This window comes from Ruminobacter sp. RM87 (assembly GCF_000701925.1).
GTDB lineage: Bacteria > Pseudomonadota > Gammaproteobacteria > Enterobacterales > Succinivibrionaceae > Ruminobacter > Ruminobacter amylophilus.
In genome coordinates this window covers 62,048-83,186 of record NZ_JNKD01000001.1, presented here as the reverse complement: position 1 = coordinate 83,186, position 21,139 = coordinate 62,048, and the positions used below count along the sequence as shown (strand labels likewise).

17 protein-coding genes and 1 tRNA gene are annotated in these 21,139 nt (G+C 43.4%); 10 read left to right on the top strand and 8 right to left on the bottom strand.

The window, feature by feature from the left end:
* Positions 1-93: 93 nt before the first annotated feature.
* Positions 94-1,053, bottom strand: a complete 960-nt coding sequence (locus T489_RS0100375) for an AAA family ATPase (protein WP_031578060.1) — start codon at positions 1,051-1,053, stop codon at positions 94-96.
* 833 nt (positions 1,054-1,886) lie between these two features.
* On the opposite strand from T489_RS0100375, the gene T489_RS0100370 reads away from it, so the two are divergent.
* The 5 genes from T489_RS0100370 to T489_RS13325 all read left to right on the top strand — a co-directional run bounded on the left by T489_RS0100370 (position 1,887) and on the right by T489_RS13325 (position 8,056).
* The gene (locus tag T489_RS0100370; protein ID WP_031578058.1) at positions 1,887-2,084 is read left to right on the top strand and encodes a DUF1107 domain-containing protein; all 198 of its coding nucleotides are present in this window, start codon (positions 1,887-1,889) and stop codon (positions 2,082-2,084) included.
* 481 nt (positions 2,085-2,565) lie between these two features.
* The gene (gene prmB / locus T489_RS0100365; protein ID WP_084155351.1) at positions 2,566-3,564 is read left to right on the top strand and encodes a 50S ribosomal protein L3 N(5)-glutamine methyltransferase; all 999 of its coding nucleotides are present in this window, start codon (positions 2,566-2,568) and stop codon (positions 3,562-3,564) included.
* The gene (gene aroC, locus T489_RS0100360) at positions 3,564-4,652 is read left to right on the top strand and encodes a chorismate synthase (RefSeq protein ID WP_031578056.1); all 1,089 of its coding nucleotides are present in this window, start codon (positions 3,564-3,566) and stop codon (positions 4,650-4,652) included. The genes prmB and aroC overlap by 1 nt, the downstream gene beginning before the upstream one ends.
* A gap of 200 nt (positions 4,653-4,852) precedes the next feature.
* Complete coding sequence (locus tag T489_RS0100355; protein WP_031578055.1) at positions 4,853-7,537, top strand: conjugal transfer protein TraG N-terminal domain-containing protein; 2,685 nt, start codon at positions 4,853-4,855, stop codon at positions 7,535-7,537.
* A 294-nt stretch (positions 7,538-7,831) separates the two neighbouring features.
* Positions 7,832-8,056: a hypothetical protein gene (locus tag T489_RS13325; RefSeq protein ID WP_037318312.1), complete on the top strand. Its 225-nt coding sequence runs from the start codon at positions 7,832-7,834 to the stop codon at positions 8,054-8,056.
* A gap of 91 nt (positions 8,057-8,147) precedes the next feature.
* Here the strand turns inward: T489_RS13325 and T489_RS0100340 are convergent, their stop codons facing one another.
* Both T489_RS0100340 and T489_RS0100335 read right to left on the bottom strand, forming a co-directional pair.
* The gene (locus T489_RS0100340; RefSeq protein ID WP_051621653.1) at positions 8,148-9,437 is read right to left on the bottom strand and encodes a MalY/PatB family protein; all 1,290 of its coding nucleotides are present in this window, start codon (positions 9,435-9,437) and stop codon (positions 8,148-8,150) included.
* 283 nt (positions 9,438-9,720) lie between these two features.
* Positions 9,721-10,167 carry a BspA family leucine-rich repeat surface protein gene (locus T489_RS0100335; protein ID WP_031578052.1) on the bottom strand — a complete coding sequence of 149 codons (447 nt, stop codon included), beginning with the start codon at positions 10,165-10,167 and terminating at the stop codon, positions 9,721-9,723.
* Positions 10,168-10,484: 317 nt separating this feature from the next.
* Between T489_RS0100335 and T489_RS0100330 the strand changes: the two genes are divergently transcribed.
* Both T489_RS0100330 and T489_RS0100325 read left to right on the top strand, forming a co-directional pair.
* On the top strand, positions 10,485-11,123 hold the full coding sequence (locus T489_RS0100330) for a metal-dependent hydrolase (RefSeq protein WP_031578051.1): 639 nt from the start codon (positions 10,485-10,487) through the stop codon (positions 11,121-11,123).
* A gap of 301 nt (positions 11,124-11,424) precedes the next feature.
* Positions 11,425-11,943, top strand: a complete 519-nt coding sequence (locus T489_RS0100325; protein ID WP_031578050.1) for a hypothetical protein — start codon at positions 11,425-11,427, stop codon at positions 11,941-11,943.
* Between the two features lie 231 nt (positions 11,944-12,174).
* On the opposite strand, the gene pdxT is transcribed toward T489_RS0100325, so the two are convergent.
* Together pdxT and pdxS are read right to left on the bottom strand one after the other, a co-directional pair.
* The gene (gene pdxT / locus T489_RS0100320; protein WP_031578049.1) at positions 12,175-12,762 is read right to left on the bottom strand and encodes a pyridoxal 5'-phosphate synthase glutaminase subunit PdxT; all 588 of its coding nucleotides are present in this window, start codon (positions 12,760-12,762) and stop codon (positions 12,175-12,177) included.
* A 1-nt stretch (position 12,763) separates the two neighbouring features.
* Positions 12,764-13,669 carry a pyridoxal 5'-phosphate synthase lyase subunit PdxS gene (gene pdxS, locus T489_RS0100315; protein WP_031578048.1) on the bottom strand — a complete coding sequence of 302 codons (906 nt, stop codon included), beginning with the start codon at positions 13,667-13,669 and terminating at the stop codon, positions 12,764-12,766.
* Between the two features lie 303 nt (positions 13,670-13,972).
* Between pdxS and T489_RS0100310 the strand changes: the two genes are divergently transcribed.
* A complete protein-coding gene (locus T489_RS0100310) occupies positions 13,973-15,391 on the top strand; it encodes a MocR-like pyridoxine biosynthesis transcription factor PdxR (RefSeq protein ID WP_031578047.1) in 1,419 nt (472 codons plus the stop codon).
* A 633-nt stretch (positions 15,392-16,024) separates the two neighbouring features.
* Here T489_RS0100310 and T489_RS0100305 read toward each other — a convergent pair.
* Positions 16,025-16,115, bottom strand: a tRNA-Ser gene (locus T489_RS0100305).
* Positions 16,116-16,659: 544 nt separating this feature from the next.
* Between T489_RS0100305 and T489_RS0100295 the strand changes: the two genes are divergently transcribed.
* A complete protein-coding gene (locus tag T489_RS0100295; RefSeq protein ID WP_031578046.1) occupies positions 16,660-16,884 on the top strand; it encodes a FeoA family protein in 225 nt (74 codons plus the stop codon).
* Positions 16,885-19,230 carry a ferrous iron transport protein B gene (gene feoB / locus T489_RS0100290; RefSeq protein ID WP_051621651.1) on the top strand — a complete coding sequence of 782 codons (2,346 nt, stop codon included), beginning with the start codon at positions 16,885-16,887 and terminating at the stop codon, positions 19,228-19,230.
* Between the two features lie 581 nt (positions 19,231-19,811).
* Here the strand turns inward: feoB and T489_RS0100280 are convergent.
* A complete protein-coding gene (locus tag T489_RS0100280; protein WP_031578044.1) occupies positions 19,812-20,138 on the bottom strand; it encodes a TusE/DsrC/DsvC family sulfur relay protein in 327 nt (108 codons plus the stop codon).
* Between the two features lie 121 nt (positions 20,139-20,259).
* Positions 20,260-20,940 (bottom strand): (d)CMP kinase, encoded by a 681-nt coding sequence (gene cmk / locus T489_RS0100275; RefSeq protein WP_031578043.1) that lies wholly within the window; start codon positions 20,938-20,940, stop codon positions 20,260-20,262.
* Between the last annotated feature and the right edge of the window lie 199 nt (positions 20,941-21,139).

Sequence of the window (21,139 nt, the reverse complement as noted above, 5' to 3'; positions counted from 1 at the left end):
TGAGTTTATCCTTTTATTGTTGTTATAGTCTAGGTTAAAGCAGCAGAGCCCATAAAATCAGGCAGGGGTTCCCCCCGGCCTGAAATAATGGACTTAACCTACAACAACCTTCTTGGTTAAGAGCTCAATTACGCGGTTTGCATCAACGCGGTCTGCTTCTGCTTCCATTGAGAGGAAGATACGATGTCTGAATACTGGATATACACAGTACTGAATATCTTCAGGAGCAACGTAATTACGACCGTCAAGCCATGCTTTAACGCGAGAGCAGTTAGCGAGCGCCATGGTAGCACGAGGTGAAACACCGCAGCTGATCCAGCGTGCCAGGTCGGTTGAGTCGTAGCTGTAAGGACGTCTTGTAGCCATGGTCAGGTTGATGATATAGCTTTCAAGAATATCCGGAATGGTTACGGATAATACATCCTTGCGGGCTTCGAACAGTTCTACCTGAGTGATTACAGGAGGCTGTTCCTTGGCTGCGTGCTTAGACTCGAGGTGATTCAATCTCAGAATCTGTAATTCGGTACCCTGGTCAGGGTAGTTTAACTGCAGATGCATGATGAAACGGTCGAGCTGTGCTTCAGGAAGCGGATAGGTACCTTCCTGTTCCAGAGGGTTCTGAGTTGCCATTACAAGGAACAGATCAGGTAACTGGTAAGTCTTACGACCAATGGTTATCTGACGTTCTGCCATCGCTTCGAGCAATGCTGACTGTACTTTTGCAGGAGCACGGTTGATTTCATCGGCCAACAGTAAGTGATGGAACAGAGGACCAGGCTGGAATACGAAAGTACCATCCTGCGGTCTGTAAATATCAGTACCGGTCAAGTCTGCAGGTAACAGGTCAGGGGTAAACTGAATACGGTGGAATCTACCCTCGATACATTCAGACAAAAGCTTGATTGCTCTTGTTTTTGCAAGTCCTGGAGGACCTTCAACAAGAATATGACCGTCCGCCAGTAATGCGGTTAAAAGACCGTCAACCAGTTCCGGCTGACCGACTATATTTTTGTTCATATAGTCACGAACCTTTATGATAGCTTCATTGGACATTTGCTATTATCCCTTTTCTGAGTTGTATTTTACCTTTAGAAACAAGCTGTTTTTAATGGTAGTATTATTTATTCAAAACTCTGTTTTTCTTCTCCTGTCGAATTGTTCAGCATAAATGTAATGCGTTACTTCAGGAGACTAAAATTTTAATAGAATATAGCATACATCATTCTTTATTTAAGAATAGATTTATCCAAAAATGTGTAGTCTGTATTGTTTTATAATAAGGTTTGGTTAATATTTTTGGGTGTTGCTGTTTTTTTAATCGATTATTAAGCTTTCTTTGTCGCTGATCGGTACCGGAAGATGCTCTGTCATGAGAATGATTTCAGTATTTGGACTGAATCAGGTGTAATCCATGCGGAATAATCAGAGAAAAAGCAGGTAGTAAAAATAAAACATTATGTTATTTCCAGAATCACGGTAAAGCGGTAAATTCCGTTCTTTTATCATCTGTTTCATACTGTGGCGTTCAGCCTTTGATAAACATAAGAAGCAGAATTTCATCATCTGCCTGATTCATATTCTTGCATCGGTTTTATACAGTCGTTTAAAAACTCCTCTTTTTTAATAATTTATCCTGGTTTTTTGATTAAAAAAGAAACAAATATACGAGGGATGTAATATTTTCATCACAAAAACGTCTGATAAATTTACATGCGGATCAAAATAAAATACGGATCTCAATTTTGCCGTGTCATAATTGTTATACTTAAAGGGATAGGAACGGCTTTGACACTTGATTGTGAGTGGCCGTTGTATGACAGGCTGCATAATAACAATAAGAGACAACAATTATAATATTTCAGCCTTTTTTAAAGGACTATAACAACATGAGAATTTTCAAGAAATATACCCCGGCAATGATTGCAAGGTATGTGCGTACTTTTTTTAAGGGAAGACTGTATATACACGGACGTGGAGCATATGAATTTGATAAGGGGTCAGTGCTGATGCCTCTGGGAGCTGATGATAAGCATCGTGATACCGTAAGGGAACTCAACAGCTACATCGAAACAAGCAAGAGCTAACTGAACGTTATCGTTCACCTGCGTGCAGTACTACAGCAAAAAGGAATCTCTGTATAAAGAGGTTCCTTTTTTGTTTTACTGTCATTAATAATGAAATGAGACTGCAACGATTCAGTTTCAATGTCAGAATTAACGTATCTCAGTTTCTTGGTCAGAGCTGTCTATAACTGCCGTATGTAAGGATTCCGGCAATATTCTTATTGCAAACAATGTCAAGCAGTATATACTAATACAACTGTCCGCAGATGCCGTAACGGTATCGCAGCCGTTACTGTCTTTCAGTCCGGTCATACCTGCGGAAATTAAGGTAAATATCTCAGTAAATGTTATCAGAGTAAAAAGTCTTTTGTCTGACTCGTGTTTTGCCTGTAACATTAAAGAATGTGTTTACCTCGGTTTTAAATATATGTAGAAATTCAGAATCAGGAGACGGAAGGTGAGTCCTGCCGTTATTCCTTATGGATGACATCGGAAGATATTTATGAATGACATTATTGAAAATGAAGTTGAAAGCAAGAAGTTCCACAAAGAGAATTTTCCCGAAGATGTAGAAGCTGAAATTGTCAGTGAACTTGAAACAATTAATGATGTTGTTCGTTATGTTACCAGTTATCTGATCGAAAACAACGTGTATCTGGGGCATGGTACAGACAGCTACTGGGACGAGGCTCTTTATCTCGTTCTCTGCCTTATCAATCTGGATCCGCCGGGAGATCCTGAAACAATGAATGCCAAGCTTACCGACAGGGAAAAGAGAAACATCGCCAGAGCCCTGACCATCAGAGTAAGAGACAGAGTACCTACCGCTTATCTTACAAACAGAGCCTGGTTCTGCGGTATTGAATTTTATGTCGACGAGAGAGTAATCATTCCTCGTTCTCCGATTGGCGAACTGATTAACAATTCATTCGCACCGTATCTCAAAAAGACCCCTTCACGCATTCTTGACCTGTGCACCGGTTCAGGTTGCATTGCTCTCGCCTGTGCCAACAAGTTCAACGGTGATACCACCATTGACGCCGTTGACATCAGTGAAGACGCTCTTGATGTCTGCATGAGAAACATATACAACTACGGACTTGAAGACGTGGTAATTCCAATCAAGAGTGATCTCTTTGATTCTCTTAATGAACAGGACAAGTATGATTTAATCGTATGCAATCCTCCTTATGTCGACGCCGCTGACATGGAAGACATGCCTGAGGAATATCATGCTGAACCGGAACTTGCACTGGCTGCCGGTGATGACGGTCTTGATCTTGTTAAGGTTATTCTGGCAGAAGCTTCTTATTATCTGTCAGATGACGGTGTTATTTTTGTGGAAGTCGGCAACAGTCGTCTGGCACTTGAAGAGGAATTCCCTGAAGTGCAGTTCAACTGGGTGGAATTTAAGAACGGTGGTGACGGCGTGTTCGTCATGACCTATGATGATTTAATTGAATATGCTCCATATTTTGAGCAGTACAGGAGAGAAGAATAATGGCAGGCAATACCTTTGGTAAACTGTTTACCGTAACTACCTGTGGTGAAAGTCACGGTCTGGCCCTTGCGGCAATCGTGGACGGCTGTCCTCCGGGGCTTGAACTGTCTGAGGCGGATCTTCAGGCGGATCTTGACAGAAGACGTCCAGGAACCTCCAAGTTCACCACTTTAAGAAGGGAACCTGACCAGGTAAAGATTATCTCAGGCGTATTCGAAGGAAAGACTACCGGTACTCCTATCGGGCTGGTAATTGAAAACGTTGACCAGCATTCTTCCGACTATACTGCCATTTCCCAGATGTTCAGACCGGGACATGCGGATTATACATATCTGCAGAAGTACGGTATCAGGGATTATCGCGGCGGCGGAAGATCTTCTGCCCGTGAAACAGCAATGCGCGTGGCCGCAGGTGCCATTGCCAAGAAATACCTCAAGGAAAAGCTTGGAATCGAAATCAAAGGCTATACCACTGCCATCGGTCCGGTTAAGGCGGAAAAGTGCATTGTAGACGAAAGGGAAAACAATGAATTCTTTTTCTGCGATCCTGACAAGACCGAAGCAGTCAGAGAGTTTATGTGTGATCTGCTGAAGGAGCATGATTCCATCGGCGCTTCAGTTGAAGTTGTGGCAACCGGTGTTCCGGTAGGTCTCGGCGAACCTGTTTTTGATCGTCTTGATGCTGAAATCGCCTATGCGATGATGGGCATTAATGCCGTGAAGGGCGTTGAAATCGGCGACGGCATGGCTGTAGCTTCACAGAAGGGCTCTTATCATCGTGACGTGCTTACTCCTGACGGATTTACCACCAATCATGCCGGCGGCATCCTTGGCGGTATCAGCACAGGTCAGGATATTGTGGTTAAAATAGCTCTTAAGCCTACTTCAAGCATCACTATTCCTGGTAAGACCATAAATCTTCAGGGCGAGGTAACCGACGTTGTTACCAAGGGCAGACATGACCCTTGCGTAGGCATCAGAGCCGTACCTATTGCCGAAGCGATGCTGGCTCTTACTCTTATGGATCATTTCCTGCGCAACCGCGCACAGTGTGCCGATGTTGTCTGCAGTACTCCTAAAATCGCTTAATATCTGATTTGGCGTTTTCATAAAACAGAGCCGGGCGAAAGTGCCGGCTCTGTTTTTTTTGTATTGGTTTTCCGAACATCCGCGGTTATCTGTGTACTACCGCCGCTAAAGGCTTTCTGTAGGACGCATCAACCTCAGTTTTCATATGATGCTCCGTCTGTGGTTTATCTTACATTCCGTAAAAATCGAGGTGACATCATATGTGGAACATATACTCGGTGGGAGACAGCTCTTTTCTGGCCTCAGTGCTTCGCGCTTCGGCACTGTTCTTTAGCAGCAGTATTCCGAATACTCTGGCCGGAATAGGTCTTATTATAGGTGTGCTGTATCAGGGATTCAGGGGAAGCATGTCAGGTGACGGGATTTCTTTCGGCAGAATTCTCATGACAGCGCTGCTGTATCTTACCATGATGGTTCCCAAAACAAGTGTAAATATTGAGGACTGTTATACCGGTCAGTCGGTTAACGTATCCGGTGTTCCCCTGGGACCTGCCGTTTCAGCATCGGTTATTTCCACCATGGGATACGGAGTGTCAAAATACGTCAGAACAGCCTTTTCCGGTACAGACGGATCGGATAACGGTTTTGCCTCTGCCATTGTGATTATGAATGACCTGCGCCGGAAAACTTCTGAAATCTCCGTACTTTCGACGGTGAACGGAGCAGGAGGAGGAAATTTTGAAAAATCATGGACAAACTATTTCAGGGAATGCACTCATACAGGCATTGATCTGGGAACATTCAGCGAGGATTATATTTTCAGTGCCGAAGACATTGTAAGAGAATCGGGTTTTTCATCATCAACCTACGGTACCCTGATAAATACGGATGGTCATGATGAACTGCTTACATGCAGTGAAGCTCATGGAAAACTGGTATCTTATACGAAGGGAGTTTTCTCCGAGGCTCTTTTCAGTGCATTTGAAGATTCTTTCGTCAGGGAAAACGCCGGATTCAGAGACGGCAGAAGCTACAGGGAAACGGTAAACAGTGCCGTAAGCTCCCTTGGTCTAATCAATACCAGAATGGAGGATTATGTTCTTTCATCCGTCCTGCTCCCCGTGTATGTCAGGGCAGCCAAAAGCAAATATCTGGATGAACATGCCCTGGGCTCCGCTCTGACACTGAATCAGACCGTAAACAGCATCAGTACTGCATCATCCCTGAAGCAGAGTCTGTTTTTTACCATGCTTCGGCCGCTGATGACCTTTTTTGAGTCTCTGCTGTTTATGCTGACTCCGTTCATGCCGCTGATTCTCATGGGAACCGACAACGGACTGAAGCTTGTGGCCAGATATCTCGGAGTAACCGTATGGGTGGAACTGTGGCAGCCTCTTCTTATTCTGGTAAATTTCTATCTGACATATGCTGCTTCAGGAAGTTTTTCCGAAATGCAGATTCCTCCTCAGAGTTTTAACGGAATCATAAGTATCAGTCACCGGCTGGAATCCTATATCGCTCTCGGAGGCTATCTTTCCGCTTCGGTTCCGGCTCTCGCCATGCTTGTTCTTTACGGCAGTGTTTCCGCGGTGAACTCCATTGCCGGAACCGGCGGGAGCTTTACGGGGACTTCGTCCGATAAAACGCCTTACCCGACACTCGAACAGAAACAGGCCGTGGTAAGTCACGGTTCACTGTTTTCAGGAGCTCCTCTTACAGGCATCAACAAAACCGGAGCAGTGTCCATGATGCCTTCCGTTTCTCTTAAGGAAGGTTTTCGGGAAGCTTTGTCCAATGCTGAAAGTGAAGCAAGAAGCGCGGAGGAAAGCTTCGGAAGAATGCTTCGTGAAAGCAGTTCCGTTTCTTCAAGTCAGGGAATTACCCATAACAGTCTGGAATCGATGGGGAAAAGACTGTCCAGCGGAAGTTCGGAATCATATTCCATGGTTAACGGTCTTGCCAGAAGCATTAGTGCAAGTACGGGGCTCAGCAGTACTGACGAGTCATCTCTGAGAGGTGCCATAGGAATGATTCTGAGCGGAGAAACAGGGCAGAGAAAGGAAAAGGGAATAACGGAGGAGGAAATGATTGATGATGAAACCTGGGAAGTGGTTGACAGACTAGGGGCGAAGGATCGAAAAGATCTGGATCTTGATCTGAATAATGAAAAGGTTGGACTCAGCACCATAGCAGAGGCGGCGGGAGCAAACAGCTCGCGCAGCAGTGTATCTAAACTTCAGAGTGAGCTGTCAAAACTTGCAGCGGATGAATCTCTGCAGGCTCAGTTCAGCAGAACTCTGGCCAGGGACATCAGTACCGGACGGGTTTCATCTGATACATATACTGACAGCGTAGGCAGATCGGGCGAATTAAGCAGAGCCGCTAGCAGGGCGGCAAGCAGGAGGGAGGAGGTGAACCGCCTGAAATCAGCGGAATCATCATTAAGCGGCGGCTATACGTTTGATGGCATTTCGGCATCAAGAGCCGTGCTGCAGAGTCCGAAGGCATATAATCGTCTGGCCGAGGAAATGAGGAATAATTACGCTCTGACATCAAGAGCCAATCAGCTGCGTCCTTTAATGGAAAGTGTCCTTCCTGATTCCGAACAGGCGAAAATCGCCGGAGGTCTGAGAGCTCTGATGGAAAAGAATCCGTTAAAGGCGTTGGAAATAATCAGGGATGCCTATGACGTTAGGGGAAAGGATTCATCCGGGATGAGCGTTCGCGACCTTTCCGGTTCGGATAACGGAATATTTCATGGCGGAGCACAGATTAACGGAACCAGGGATTTTTCCCGTCTCTCCGATACCGAACGGCTGAAAAGTAATGAGCCTGATGATATCAGCAGTGAGACCGTGTATTATTCCGACTTTCTGAAAAATCGCAGTCTTGTTCATGAGGCGTATGAAGGAGCGGCTCCGAAAGATGTTTCAGCAGATAGATAGCCGTTCACAATAAAGGCTTTACCAAATAAGGCCGTGTGGTTTGGTGTTATGTATGGATTTATGATTTTTAGTAATTTTTTACCAAAATCAGTTGCATTCTGTGAAAATAGGTATAAAATTATTCTTCACATTTAAAGAAAGATATGGAAAACAATGATTGTTCAGAAAGATCTTTCTATTAATGGTATAAGATAATCAAATAATAATATATTATGTTTTCTGAAAAATATTTACATTACCGCGGTGATAATAAAAACGGAAAAGTAATACTGTTCATAACAGACGGAGAAAGAAATGAGTAAGAACAAAAAGAAGCAGGGGACTGCTGAAAACATCCCTCAGGTGATTAACTTTGTGTGCCGTTACGACCTGAAATTCAACCATGCCAGAGTCTACGATGACCGCAAGAAGAAGATGAAGGCGGGTTATGCAAAGCACAAGAACAGAATTTCGCCGTGTGACGGCAATGTCCACGGCGATTTTTTTTGCCTTTCTGATTTTCTTTTTTTCCTCCGTTAAATCTCAGTTTCCTCAAATGTTCTTTTCTGTTTTTATCTTTTTTATTTATATATTCCGTTATCAGGTATGATCAGTTTTATCTTGGCTCGTTTCAGTGTTTATACACGATAGTTTTGAGTTCTTCGACCAGTCGGTCAAGAGCTTCCTTTAAAATGCTTCTAGGGCAGGCAATATTTATTCTTACAAAACCGCTGCCTTCCTCTCCGAAAATATAGCCCTGATTTGCCTGAATGCGGCATCTGACCAGCAGCAGGTTTTCCAGTTCTCTGTTACTGAAACCGTATCTGCTGAAATCAAGCCACAGGAAGTATGTACCTTCAGGTTTTTCGGAATGCCATACGTGCGGAAGTTCCTCGTCCAGTCTTTTGTATGCGTAAGCAAAATTCTCCTGAATATATGACATGGTTTCCCTCAGCCAGTACTTACCGGTTCTGTAGGCTGTTTCGGCGGCGATGGTCTGAATAAACCCCGGACCGTGACCCTGCTGTCCAAGCTTTTCCACAGTTTCCAGAAATCTTTTTCTTACCAGCGTGTCCTTTATGAAGATGTTTGCGGAGGCGAGACCCGCCAGGTTGAACGTCTTGCTGGTGGAGGTGCAGACGATAAGATGTCTGCTGAGTTCCTCATTGTTAAGATTCAGGGTGGAGGTAAATGCTGTCGGCTTAAAGACAATATCGGAATGAATCTCATCAGCCACTATGAACACTCTGTATCTGAGGCAGATATCGGTGAGTCTCTGAAGTTCTTCCCTGGAGAACACTCGTCCTGTCGGATTCTGGGGGTTGCAGAGAACAAAAAGTTCAGGTCTCTGTTCCCGAATAACCTTCTCAAAGCCCACGAAATCTATTTCGTAGCGGTTGTCCTTTCGCACAAGCGGACTTTTAAGCAGAGTTCTGCCGGTAGAGGCTATGGCCTTAAAAAAAGGATGATACACAGGTGTCTGAAGCAGAACGTTTGCTCTCGGTCTGGTAAAAGCGTATATGGCAGCGTTTATTGCAGGAATAACGCCGGTAAAAGGAATGATTTCACGACTCAGCAGACTGTGGTGAAATCTGTTTTTAAACCAGTCGGCCACGGCTTCCTTGTAGCTTTCGGGAATATACGAATATCCGTAGATTCCAGTGGAGATTCTTTTCTGAAGAGCTTCCTTTACCGTCGGCACGGTCTCGAAATCCATGTCCGCTATCCATAAAGGGAGAAGCTTTCTGGTATCACCATTACGGTCGGCCAGACTTCTCTGCCATTTAAGTGAAAGAATGTCGTCAAAAACTGGAAGCCTGTCGCGGATGTTTCCATTGATTCCGGTATAGGAATATCCGTTTTCATACAGCGGATAGGTAACGTCACTGAGACTGTTCTGCTGATTATTTTCAGAAATCATGTTTATCTCCTTACGGTCGTGAATTCCGGCAGTTTATTGTTATATTAAGTATCAGGCCGGTATTTATTGTTTAGCTGTTTTTTTAAATTATCTTAAATCATATCGGTTATGTATGAATTATTGTTGCATTTAAGTCGGCGACTGTCAACCGGAAATTTAAAAAATATTAATAATTGCAGACTGAGCGGCGAAAATAAGGATGATGGACACTGCGTGTACAGGAATCGGCAGGTTGTTCTGCAGTCTGATTAAACAGAAAATTTCAGATGAATCATGTAGGATTTCAGCTGAACAATTCAATGTCTGCATGGTGTCTGAAAGCTCTGGCGTTACAGAAACTGTCGTATTTTGACCTGAGTCCGGTGATTTTCCAGGTATTAATCGGCTGATTGAAGGAATCTGCATCACAAAACATTTCACTCATGTCGGTTACGCTGGTCGTGTCCCGGCGGTTGATTGACTGGTTGAATTCACTGAATATTTCTTTCATGCTTTCGATATGCGAAGTATCTTTTAGATTTACGTATTCAAGTTTTGGCATTCCGCTAAAGGCACATTCAAGAGAGTGTACCTTGTCTGTTAAGATTATTTCAATATCCAGTCGTCTGATATAACGGGCTGATTCTCTTTCGGTTTTATAGAATGGATTGGTATAATACCTGGAGGTGCATGAGGTAAAATCGTAATTTATTGTCAAAGATTCAAGACTGTTGCTGCGAATGTTCTGCATAATTCTTTCTTAAACTGATATCTTATAAAACTCACTTGCTGGAGCTTTTAATAAAATCACATATTTGATTCGTCATCTCCACTTGATTGCGATGTCCTGAAGAGAACCATAAGAAACTTAAGCCGAATCAGGTTGATGCCCGGATAAACATCCTTAAGAAACTGATGGAAGGACAGTCTTGCATATTACTTGAGCATTCGGACAAAAAAGGAGAAAATATCGATTATATTGCTTGTATTAATTAGTATTTGTGATAGTATTTTCTGAAAATTAACAGATATATTTTTTATTTTTGATTTTAATTATCGCTGAATATCATGAAAGGCAGAACACATCTGGTGGCAGGGCTGTCAGCTTCCCTGCTACTGGTTCATCCCGGAGACTGGCAGACCTTTGTGACAGGCATTATCGCCTCTGTCATCGGGGGAACCGTGTCCGACATAGATTCCAGACTTTCCAGGCCTCACGGCAGGGCGACTCTGCTTATAGCTCTGGTATTTCTGGCGGTAATTGCCTTTGTGGTCATAGACGGTGAGTATAACCTTGATCTTTACCGGACCATAACCGGAAACGAACATCTTTCTGATGTTGTTCGCGGAAGCATAGGTTTCGTGCTTATCTGTGCTCTCGGGATGAATATAAAGCACAGGGCTTTCATGCATTCCTTTTTCGGAATGATTTCTCTGTCATTCTGTGTCTTTCTTATTGAACCCCGGGCACTGCCTTTTTTTGAAATAGCTTTTCTGACTCATATATTTCTGGATTTTCTCAACAGCTACGATATTTATTTCTTTTATCCTTTTTCCTTCTGTAAATACTGTCTGAGACTGGCTGAGGATGACGGATTTGCGGATCGTGTTCTGTTTATGCTGTGTACCGCACTCAGCATATGGCTTATGGTTCTCATTCCTGCAGATATTCTGGGACTGTTCAGCTGGCTTGCCAGTGTCAGATAAAATTAGGGTTTTCGTGTCATCATCTGTCCTGAAAGTTCTTTTACGGCTGATTTGATTCAGAGTTTTTCTGCATTAGCGGTATAAAAACATTAAATTATCAGTTCTGAATTAATTTATATTCAGACTCATTTGCTAGGATATTTTTTTTATTTATTTGAAAACGGTCAAAAAACAGCCTGTATTATGGGCTTATTTGACAAAAATAGCCGGTTTAATGCTATAGTTAAAGTAGGTTCTTCCTTTAATTAATATGTTTCAGGAAAATAATTTTCAGGAAACGTACTGATAAGGAGTTATTCCTATGAACGAAACAGAAGATCTTTACGCTGGTGAAACAGCTGCAGGTGAGTTTGAAGAAAATGTCGTTGATATTCGCGGACGCAAGGTTGCCGTTTCAGAAAGAGTTCAGAACGTAAAAACGCTTAAGGGAATTCCCGTATGCAGAATTCAGGCCTGGTCAATGTTTTACAAAAGCAGAACCGGGAATGAGATCTACAGCAGGGACGAAGTGCTTGAATGTCTGTACAGCGCCATCGGCTGTCTGAGGTGTGAGGAAAATTATCTTGATCTCAGTGCCGAGCAGGCCAGTATTCTGGTAAGTGAAGGAGATTTCTTCATTAAAACCAGCAACGGAGAGCATTTTGTGGCCATAGAAAGCTATGAGGATCTGCGTTCCGTGCTTAAGCATGTGGTAGGCGGTACCCGTATTGACGAGCTTTTCGAACAGTTCTGTGAAAAGAACATGATTATTGTTGATGACTCTCTGGAAGACAGAATAGATCTTGAACAGCTGGATTTTTCCCTGGCTGCCAACAAATAGTCACTTCCGGCTCCATACATGGGGGAATACTGTTTTTCGTCATGAAAATGATGTGTTCCCTGATTGTTCCGTTATATCCCTACAGTAATGATTTAATGAAGCGAAACACCGTTCAGTAATGAACCGAACGGTGTTTGTGCAGTTTTTTATTGTCAGAAAGGGGGCTGTCGTTCACCTTACTATACAGGTGTGTGATTTATTTCAGACTACCCCGACAGACACCAAAGCCTGTTATTTATTCAGACTGAAGCTTTTGCACAGCTCCAGAAATTCCTCATGTATTCTGGTGTCCTGATCAAGTTCAGGATGAAATGCCAGACCAATCTGATTTCTGTATTTCACAGCTACGATTTTGTCTTCAAACACGGCTGTGGTCTGAACCTCGTCGCTGTGGCCGGCGGTAATTATAGGAGCTCTGATAAAGGTCATCTTGAAATCCTTCAGATCTCCAACGCTGCCGGTGTATTCAAAGCTGCCGAGCTGTCTGCCGAATGCGTTTCTTTTAACGGCTACAGGCAGGGTTCCAAGATATGGTTTTTCGCCTCCCTCGATTTCCTCTGCCAGAAGAATAAGTCCGGCACAGGTGGCAAGTACCGGGGTACCGGCATTAATCAGATTTCTAAGAGGTTCGGTAATTCCGAGTTCAGCAAGCAGCTTTCCCTGAACAGTGCTTTCGCCGCCTGGAAGCATGAGACCGTCAAACCTGTTTGAGGTGAGATCGCTCAACTGTCTGATTTCAATACACTCTGCTCCCAGCTGCTCAATCATTTTTCTGTGCTCATAAAAGGCGCCCTGAAGTGCGAGTACCCCGATTTTCATGTTACTTACCTCTTTCTTCCATGATGATCTTGATTTCGGAAGCGTTGATGCCAACCATGGCTTCACCGAGGTCTTCTGAAAGTTCGGCAATAAGCTTTGAATCATTGTAGTTGGTTACGGCCTGAACGATGGCTCTTGCTCTCTTTGCAGGATCTCCTGACTTGAAGATACCTGAACCTACGAACACGCCTTCAGCACCGAGCTGCATCATGAGGGCCGCATCGGCAGGAGTTGCCACGCCGCCGGCTGCAAAGTTAACTACAGGAAGCTTCTTGTTGTCATGAACATATTCAACCAGTTCGTAAGGAACCTGAAGCTGCTTGGCAGCTTCGTAAAGTTCGTCGCTGTTTAAGGAACTGATTCTGCGGATTTCTGAATTCATCTTGCGGATGTGTCTTACTGCCTGAACCACGTCACCGGTGCCTGGTTCACCCTTGGTTCTGATCATTGAAGCGCCTTCGTTGATACGACGGAGAGCTTCGCCGAGGTCTCTTGCACCGCACACGAAAGGAACACTGAAATCTCTCTTGTTGATATGGTATACGTCATCAGCAGGAGTAAGAACTTCTGATTCGTCAATATAGTCGATTTCAATGGCTTCAAGAATACGTGCTTCAACAAAATGACCGATACGGCACTTTGCCATAACAGGAATGCTTACGGCTTCCTGAATACCCTTAATCATCTTAGGATCACTCATTCTTGAAACACCGCCTGCGGCTCTGATGTCTGCAGGAATTCTTTCAAGAGCCATAACCGCACACGCACCTGCGGCTTCTGCTATTCTGGCCTGTTCCGGAGTGGTAACGTCCATAATAACTCCACCCTTGAGCATCTGTGCAAGACCTTTGTTAAGACCGTAACGGTTGTTGAAATCATCTTTTCTGCTGTTGTTTACTTCACTCATGTTTATGTACCTCTTAGTTATCAAGTGCTTTAAATGGTACAGGTGAGGTGGTATTATTAAAATGTTCAAATTAATTAAATTTTAGATGCCAGTTTGCTGTAAAATACATCAGTTTTTAAGAATGCATCACATGAGGATGCCGAGATTCATGTAAAACCTATAAAATCAGTAGGATACTGATGCCGGCAATGGTAGAATATGTGATGCGGATATAATAAAAAAGAATTTAAGACTTACTTCATATGGTCAGTCTGTTCTGAAAAACATATGACCAGTTTAAGATCATCAGCGTTTGGATAGGTTATGCTTACTTACGATTATACCGATATAGATGTTCCTTTATACGAATACGTGTATACGCGTATCAAGGAGGACATTCAGAACGGAACTCTTCAGGCGGGGACTAAACTTCCGTCAAAAAGGACTTTTGCCAAGAACAACGGCATCAGTACAATTACCATTGAAAATGCCTACGAACAGCTGATGAGTGAAGGCTTTGTCTATGCTCTTCCCAGAAAAGGGTACTTTGTTGCCGATATTTCCATGATACCCTCCAGCCTGAAAAAAGGTTCCGTGTGTCTTGATATAGAGCTTCCCCGGAACAAAGACCGGGAACATACGGAGGTTGATCTGTCTGATAACAGTACCAATCCTGATAATTTCCCTTTTTCTGTATGGAGCCGGGTAATGCGGGAGGTGATCACACATAAGTACGATGTGCTGATGAAACCTTCTCTTACCGGCGGGGTGCCGGAACTTCGTGCCGCCATATCCGAATACCTGAAATCATTCAGAGGCATGCTGGTGGATCCGAATCAGATTATCGTGGGGGCCGGTACCGAGTATCTGTACACTCTGCTGATTCAGCTTATGTGCAGAAATAAGAAAATCTGTCTGGAAAACCCAGGCTACAACAAGTCTGAAAAGATTTATACCAATAACGGCGTTTCCTGCTGTCATGCTGGAATGGACGAGGAGGGACTTATAATAGATGAACTGCGTAAAAGCGGGGCGGACATTGTTCATGTAAGCCCAACCCATCATTTTCCGACAGGCGTGACTATGCCTGTAAGCAGAAGATATGAACTGCTTTCCTGGGCAAATGAAAAGGCGGAACGTTACATCATCGAGGATGATTATGACAGCGAATTCAGAATCAACGGCAGACCGATACCGCCTCTAATCAGTCTGGACGGCTGCGAGAAGGTTATCTATATAAACACTTTTTCCAAAACACTGGCATCGACCATACGTATCAGCTACATGATTCTTCCGAAAAAACTGGCTAATCTTTTTTACAGAAACCTTTCATTCTATTCCTGTACCGTATCGAACTTTGAACAGTACGCTCTTGCCGGTTTTATCAGCGGGCAGTTTTTTGAAAAGCATATAAACAGAATGAGACTTCTGTACTCCAGAGTTCATCGTGATGTCGTATCCTGCATCAGAAAACATCCTGTATCAGAAAGCTGTGAAATTATTGAAAATGACAGCGGTCTGCATTTTCTGCTGAGAATCCGTACGCAGCTTGGAGACAGAGAAATGAAGCAGAGACTCAATCGGAAGGGTATAAATATAAATGCCCTGTCTGAATATTTCTGTGAAGGTGTAACCAGGGATCTGCATCTGTTTCTGGTAAATTACTCCAATCTGACCACTGATAAAATCAATAAAGCTCTAGATGCCATATATCAGGTATTGACGGAAAAAACAGAAGAGTAGTGTTCCAATTTCCTTAAATATCTTACGGACTAATAGATATTATTGGAGAGGTGTTTTTTGTCAGCCGATAACTGACATAATCCGGAAAAAACAGACATTCCTATGATTATGCATGTAATTACGGTGGAGTGCTCTTTTTCTGCACAAAAAGAAAGTTTAATTCAATTTATTGGTAAATTCAGTCGTGATGAGGCTCCCGCAATTATCACGATATAATGAACAGGATAAGAATAATTATCAAAAAATCAAATAAACATCCCACTGTAGCCTCCTGTGTTTCAATCTTCCTGACGAGTGGCGGGCTTTGCAGCAGTACACTCCCGGAATCTTAGAGATCGGAGATGAGGCAGGTTCTTTTTTCCTAACCTCTGTTCTGATATTTTTAATATACCATATAAAAAATATTCACGCAACCGAAAAAACTTTAAAAACAAAGGTTTTTCACAAATCCTGATCTCCACTGGTTTTCGGTATTTTTGCGGTTGAAAAAAATATTTAATCAAAAATGTCTGATAATCGTGTTATTAAGGTAAAAATGACAGAAGAAACACATTATTCAGGGTGTACCTGCAAAGATTGTTTTCTGATAAATAATATGAAATCAAGGGATTTAAAAGAAGATCTGAAATCTAATGGCGGTGAGGAAGGGATTTGAACCCTTGATACGCTATGAACGTATACACGCTTTCCAGGCGTGCTCCTTCAGCCACTCGGACACCTCACCAAAGCACGAGTAATTTTATCTTTTTTTTTCATGATTGCAAGAAAAAAAGTAAAAAACTTCAGCTGATTGTCTGAAAAATGTGTGTTTTGCACGCTTTATAGTCATTCCGTATCTTTTGTGACCGAAAATTTGAGCAGACTTTTTGGTATTGCTAATTTTTTTTTTGAAAAAAATTTGTGTTAGGTATTGCTAACGAATATGTGTTGTGTTAGCATAGCGTAACAAAATTTGTTAGGTAATGCTAACATAATTTGATGATTAAGGAGGCAAACAAGAACCTCCGGATAATAATAGACATGTGACTGCATTGGAAAACAGAGTGATGTCTGACTGCTCAAACAGGTCCGGAATCACAGACTGATATTCCGGAATACAATGTAATCATAGGTTAATGAAGCTGTTGAACGTTATTAAAGGACAGTGGTACGAATGTGCTGATGTCGGGCAGGGGATGAATATGTCTGCGATTGAGCCGCAGAAAACAAATGTTCAGCCTTTTGTCCGAAGGAATGCTGCGAACCGCTGTCGGCTATAAGAGAAAAAAATGATACTTAAAGATATGAAGGTAGGTCAGAGAGGCAGGATAATCAAACTGCATTCAGAAGGAACATACAACCGCCGTCTCTGTGAAATGGGTTTTATCCCCGGAACCGAGTTTACCGTAACACACTGTGCTCCGCTCGGCTCTCCAATGGCAATTGCCGTTAGAGGTTATGAAATAATTGTAGGTATTGATGATGCCCGAAAGGTTGAAGTGGAGACAATATAAATGAAAGAATTTCGTGGATGCTGTGCTACCGGTTCAGACAGAGTTTCCGGAAGTATTTCGCCAAAGACTCAGGAAAAGAAGGCCGACCTGAGACATATCATGCTTGCAGGTAACCCTAACTGCGGTAAAAGTACTCTGTTCAACCGTCTCTGTAATCTGCATGTCCGTACAGGTAATTATCCTGGTGTAACCGTAACCCGTCACGTCGGTTCATACGGTGACAACATTCAGCTTATAGATCTTCCCGGAATATATTCATTAAGCAGCGCCTCAACAGATGAACTTGTTGCAAGTCTTGAACTGCTGGATAATGATGCCGAACTTATCGTCAACGTCATTGACGCCACATCTCTGGAAAGAAGTCTTTATCTCACCCTTGAGCTGAAGATGCTCGGTGTACCTATGATGATCGTCCTGAACATGTGGGATGAGGTCAAAAAACGCAATATGTCAATTGACCTCGATAAATTCTCAAAATTCCTGGATGCAGAAATTCTGACCGTCAGTGCCGCCACCGGCGAAGGCATTGATGCTCTTGAAGACTGTCTGCGTAATGTGAAGTGGGGACTTGAGGAACCTGAATACCTCGGATCTGACAGAATCGTTTCAGAGCTTCGCAAGGTAGTTGACGTTACTCCGAATCTATACAAGGGACACAGTCTCTTTTTTGCAAAGAGTGCCGTTATAGGTGATACCTATCCTGAAGCTCTCAACAAAGTGCCTGAATGGTGCGCCGCCGTTGAACAGGCAAGAAATGCCATCGCCAGCGGATACGATTCCGTTTATCATGCCTTTGCCGCAGACAGATACGCCTATATTGATACGATTATCAGTGAATGTGTTTCAGGCGGAAAAGCGGAAACTTCCAAAAAGAAGAAAAGAACCCTTACCGAGGCCGTAGACAATATTGTTCTGGACAGATTCCTGGCTTTCCCTATTTTTATTCTGATTATGTGTGCTGTTTACTATATTTCCGTAAGCTGGCTTGGAAGTATTGCGACAGACTGGGCCAATGATTCACTGTTCGGTGATCAGGTGATTCCTTTTGTAAGGGATTTGCTGAGTTCTCGAGGTGCTTCTGAATGGCTCACCTCTCTCGTCAGTGACGGTGTCGTCGGTGGCGTGGGTGCCGTCCTTGGTTTTGTACCGCAGATGATTATCCTTTTCTTTCTCTTATCTGTTCTCGAGGAATGCGGCTACATGACCAGGGCGGCGTTTATTCTCGACAGAATATTCAATCTGTTCGGTATGAGCGGACGTGCCTTTATTCCATATCTTATCGGTTCGGGCTGCGGTGTTCCGGCTCTGATGACCGCAAGAACACTCGGATCTGAAAGTGAAAGAAGAATAACTCTGCTGACCACTACAATGATTCCGTGCAGCGCCAAGCTTCCGGTTATCATTACCATGGCCGGAGCCGTATTCAATGACACGCTGGTGTTCAATCTTTTCGGTTCAGAGGTAAGACTCTTTGCTCCGGTAATGTATCTGTCAGCTGTGTTTATGGTTATACTGTCAGCCTTTATCCTGAGCAAGTTCGGTCAGTTCAGACATTCAGCCTCCTCTCTGATGCTGGAACTTCCTTCATATCATATTCCGATGCTGAGAGTAATACTTCTCTCCATCTGGCAGCGTGTGAAGGGATATGTGCTGAAGGCGGGCAGGGTAATATTCCCTTGCGTGACAGTTCTGTGGCTGATTTCTCATATCGGTTATGACGGCAACGATAACAAGTTTGTCATGCTGGACGATTCAGATACCGAATCAAGTCTGGTTGCCGATATCGTTAAACCGGTATCTGGAGTGTTTGCTCCTTTGGGATTTGATGACTACAGAGCCTCTGTATCAGTTATAACCGGTCTTATCGCCAAGGAATCCATTATAAGTACCATGGCCGTGTTTGTCGGTGTTGATGAACCTGAGGAACTTGAAGATGATGCTTCATCAGAAGATGTTGCTGAAAATGAAGAACAGCAGAATGCCTTCTATACCGCCATCAGAAACAATATGTTTCATATTGATGAACTCGGTACAAAGGGACTGCTTGGAGCTCTGGCTTTCGTAATATTCAACCTGTTTACCATTCCGTGTGTTGCCGCAGTAGGTGTACTTAAGAAGGAAATAGGCAGTCAGAAGCTCTTCTGGCTTGCAATTGCCTACCAGATCGGTTTAAGCTATGGCGTCGCTCTTGCGGTATACCAGTTCGGACTGCTGTGCATAGGTGAACCGTTTACCTTATGGACAGGTGTTGCGATTGCTTTGCTGCTGGTGATTGCCTATATACTCTTTATCAAGAAGGCTCCACAGACTCAAGAAGCAATCAGTTTTGAGTTTATTAAGGAATAATTCCTTAGAGACGCTGTTCAGTAAGCAGTAATTTTGAAAAGAAGAACCTCTTTGGAGGTTCTTCTTTTTTTCGTCTGCTGAAATAAACTGTGTCGTGGGATAATAACGATGACAGCGCCTTTCTGTGCTTCAATCATTTTATGAACAGCGAACCATGGAAAGTATTTTCCCAGACGTGAACAGTCGATTCAGAGTAGGAACGTGATGCTGAAGTTTATAGGTATCGTAGCGGAATTATTCCACGAATTAATTGCAGACAGCAGTTACCACGTTGATAAAATGTGTTTTATAAAAATAATTTTTGAAGAAAATACTTCAAAGGCAAAGCTCATTCCAGACCTCTGATGAAATTGAGAACCGAATGCATCAGTATACAGAATAAAACATCAGTGCAGATGTTTCTGTAACGATGATTTGCGCGGTGATTACAGGACGATAAGTTGAAACTGATAAATATCAGATATTGTTGATGTGGTTCATCACGGATTGCGGCAGTTCGAATTACGGTAAGGCCTGAAAGTGGAAAAAGACATGTCTGACACATGTCTTTTCCACTTTCAGTTTTGAAATTTTAATATCAATCAAATGCATTTTACCGGACGCGGCAGCCCTGCAATTTTGGTGGCAATCAGAGCCGGTCCGTCAGGAAAAAGCCTGTACAGATAACGGCTTGATCCTTTTTCCGGGCCGAATTCCTTTTCCATTGCCTTGACCAGAGCTCTGATGGCAGGGGATGTATTGTATTTTTCGTAGAAAGCTCTCACAAAAAGAATCACTTCAGTCCTTTCCTCGTTGAGTTCAAGACCTTCAGCTTCAGCTATGTGGCGTGCAACATCCATATCCCAGTCTGAAAAATTCTTAAGATAACCGTTATCATCGGTTTCAATAATTTTTCCGTTAACTTCCATTATTTGAGCTCCTGTCTCCGGAATCCCGGCATAGATAATCAGTAATAAAAAACCGGCCTTTTTATGTTTAGCTGCATGGCCGGAGATTCTTTCATGAGATCATGAAACTGCGAAGCCGGATTTATCTTCCAAGCTTGGTTTCGATGAATTTAACCGCAGTATCGACAACTTCCTGAATTGACAGGGTGGTTGAATCAAGTACCAGAGCATCATCGGCAGGCTTAAGCGGGGCAGTGGCTCTGTTGCGGTCTCTGTAGTCGCGGTCGGCAATTTCCTTAAGGATTTTGTCGTAATCGGCAGCAACTCCGCGTGATTCCAGCTGAGCTACGCGACGGCGGGCTCTTTCTTCAGCACTGGCATCAAGGAAGATTTTGGCTGAGGCGTCAGGGAATACGACGGTCCCCATATCCCTGCCGTCGGCGATAAGTCCCGGATTAACGGCAAAATCACGCTGTCTCTGAAGCAGGGCTGCGCGAACCTTAGGCAGTACTGCAACCTTTGAAGCGGCTCCTCCGGTTTCTTCGGTTCTGATAAATGATGATACGTCTTCGCCGTCAAGGATAACGGCAACAGCATTGTTCACTTCTTTGAATGAAAGGTTGAGGCCTGATGCCAGAGCACTGAGTTCTTCTTCAGCATTAAGAGCGATACCCTTCTTAAGGGCCGCATAGGCTAAAACTCTGTAAATGGCGCCAGAATCAAGAATGGCAAAACCGTATTTCTTGCTAAGTCTGAGGCACAGTTCTCCCTTGCCGGCCCCTCCCGGACCGTCAACCGCTATTACGGGAACATTATTCTGCATTATTCTTCTCCGTTATGATTTCCTTTTTAATGTGGCAGGCTGTTTCTGTGTTTTCGGCAATCTGAACCGGATGTCCTGTCTGAAAGGAAAATCTTACTTGTGATGTCGTGAATTAAAAGAACTTCATCATAGATTAAGAAGGGGAATTTTACAAGATTAAAGCTTTATTTTTGATGTTCTTAGGAACGTCCTGTGTGCC

Coding starts and splice junctions, on each gene's coding strand:
- T489_RS0100325 (WP_031578050.1), top strand. CDS start 11,425: ATGAACGAAACAGAAGATCTTTACGCTGGTGAAACAGCTGCAGGTGAG.
- cmk (WP_031578043.1), bottom strand. CDS start 20,940: ATGCAGAATAATGTTCCCGTAATAGCGGTTGACGGTCCGGGAGGGGCC.
- T489_RS13325 (WP_037318312.1), top strand. CDS start 7,832: ATGAGTAAGAACAAAAAGAAGCAGGGGACTGCTGAAAACATCCCTCAG.
- pdxS (WP_031578048.1), bottom strand. CDS start 13,669: ATGAGTGAAGTAAACAACAGCAGAAAAGATGATTTCAACAACCGTTAC.
- aroC (WP_031578056.1), top strand. CDS start 3,564: ATGGCAGGCAATACCTTTGGTAAACTGTTTACCGTAACTACCTGTGGT.
- T489_RS0100335 (WP_031578052.1), bottom strand. CDS start 10,167: ATGCAGAACATTCGCAGCAACAGTCTTGAATCTTTGACAATAAATTAC.
- T489_RS0100330 (WP_031578051.1), top strand. CDS start 10,485: ATGAAAGGCAGAACACATCTGGTGGCAGGGCTGTCAGCTTCCCTGCTA.
- T489_RS0100340 (WP_051621653.1), bottom strand. CDS start 9,437: ATGATTTCTGAAAATAATCAGCAGAACAGTCTCAGTGACGTTACCTAT.
- pdxT (WP_031578049.1), bottom strand. CDS start 12,762: ATGAAAATCGGGGTACTCGCACTTCAGGGCGCCTTTTATGAGCACAGA.
- feoB (WP_051621651.1), top strand. CDS start 16,885: ATGAAAGAATTTCGTGGATGCTGTGCTACCGGTTCAGACAGAGTTTCC.
- T489_RS0100375 (WP_031578060.1), bottom strand. CDS start 1,053: ATGTCCAATGAAGCTATCATAAAGGTTCGTGACTATATGAACAAAAAT.
- T489_RS0100295 (WP_031578046.1), top strand. CDS start 16,660: ATGATACTTAAAGATATGAAGGTAGGTCAGAGAGGCAGGATAATCAAA.
- T489_RS0100355 (WP_031578055.1), top strand. CDS start 4,853: ATGTGGAACATATACTCGGTGGGAGACAGCTCTTTTCTGGCCTCAGTG.
- prmB (WP_084155351.1), top strand. CDS start 2,566: ATGAATGACATTATTGAAAATGAAGTTGAAAGCAAGAAGTTCCACAAA.
- T489_RS0100280 (WP_031578044.1), bottom strand. CDS start 20,138: ATGGAAGTTAACGGAAAAATTATTGAAACCGATGATAACGGTTATCTT.
- T489_RS0100310 (WP_031578047.1), top strand. CDS start 13,973: ATGCTTACTTACGATTATACCGATATAGATGTTCCTTTATACGAATAC.
- T489_RS0100370 (WP_031578058.1), top strand. CDS start 1,887: ATGAGAATTTTCAAGAAATATACCCCGGCAATGATTGCAAGGTATGTG.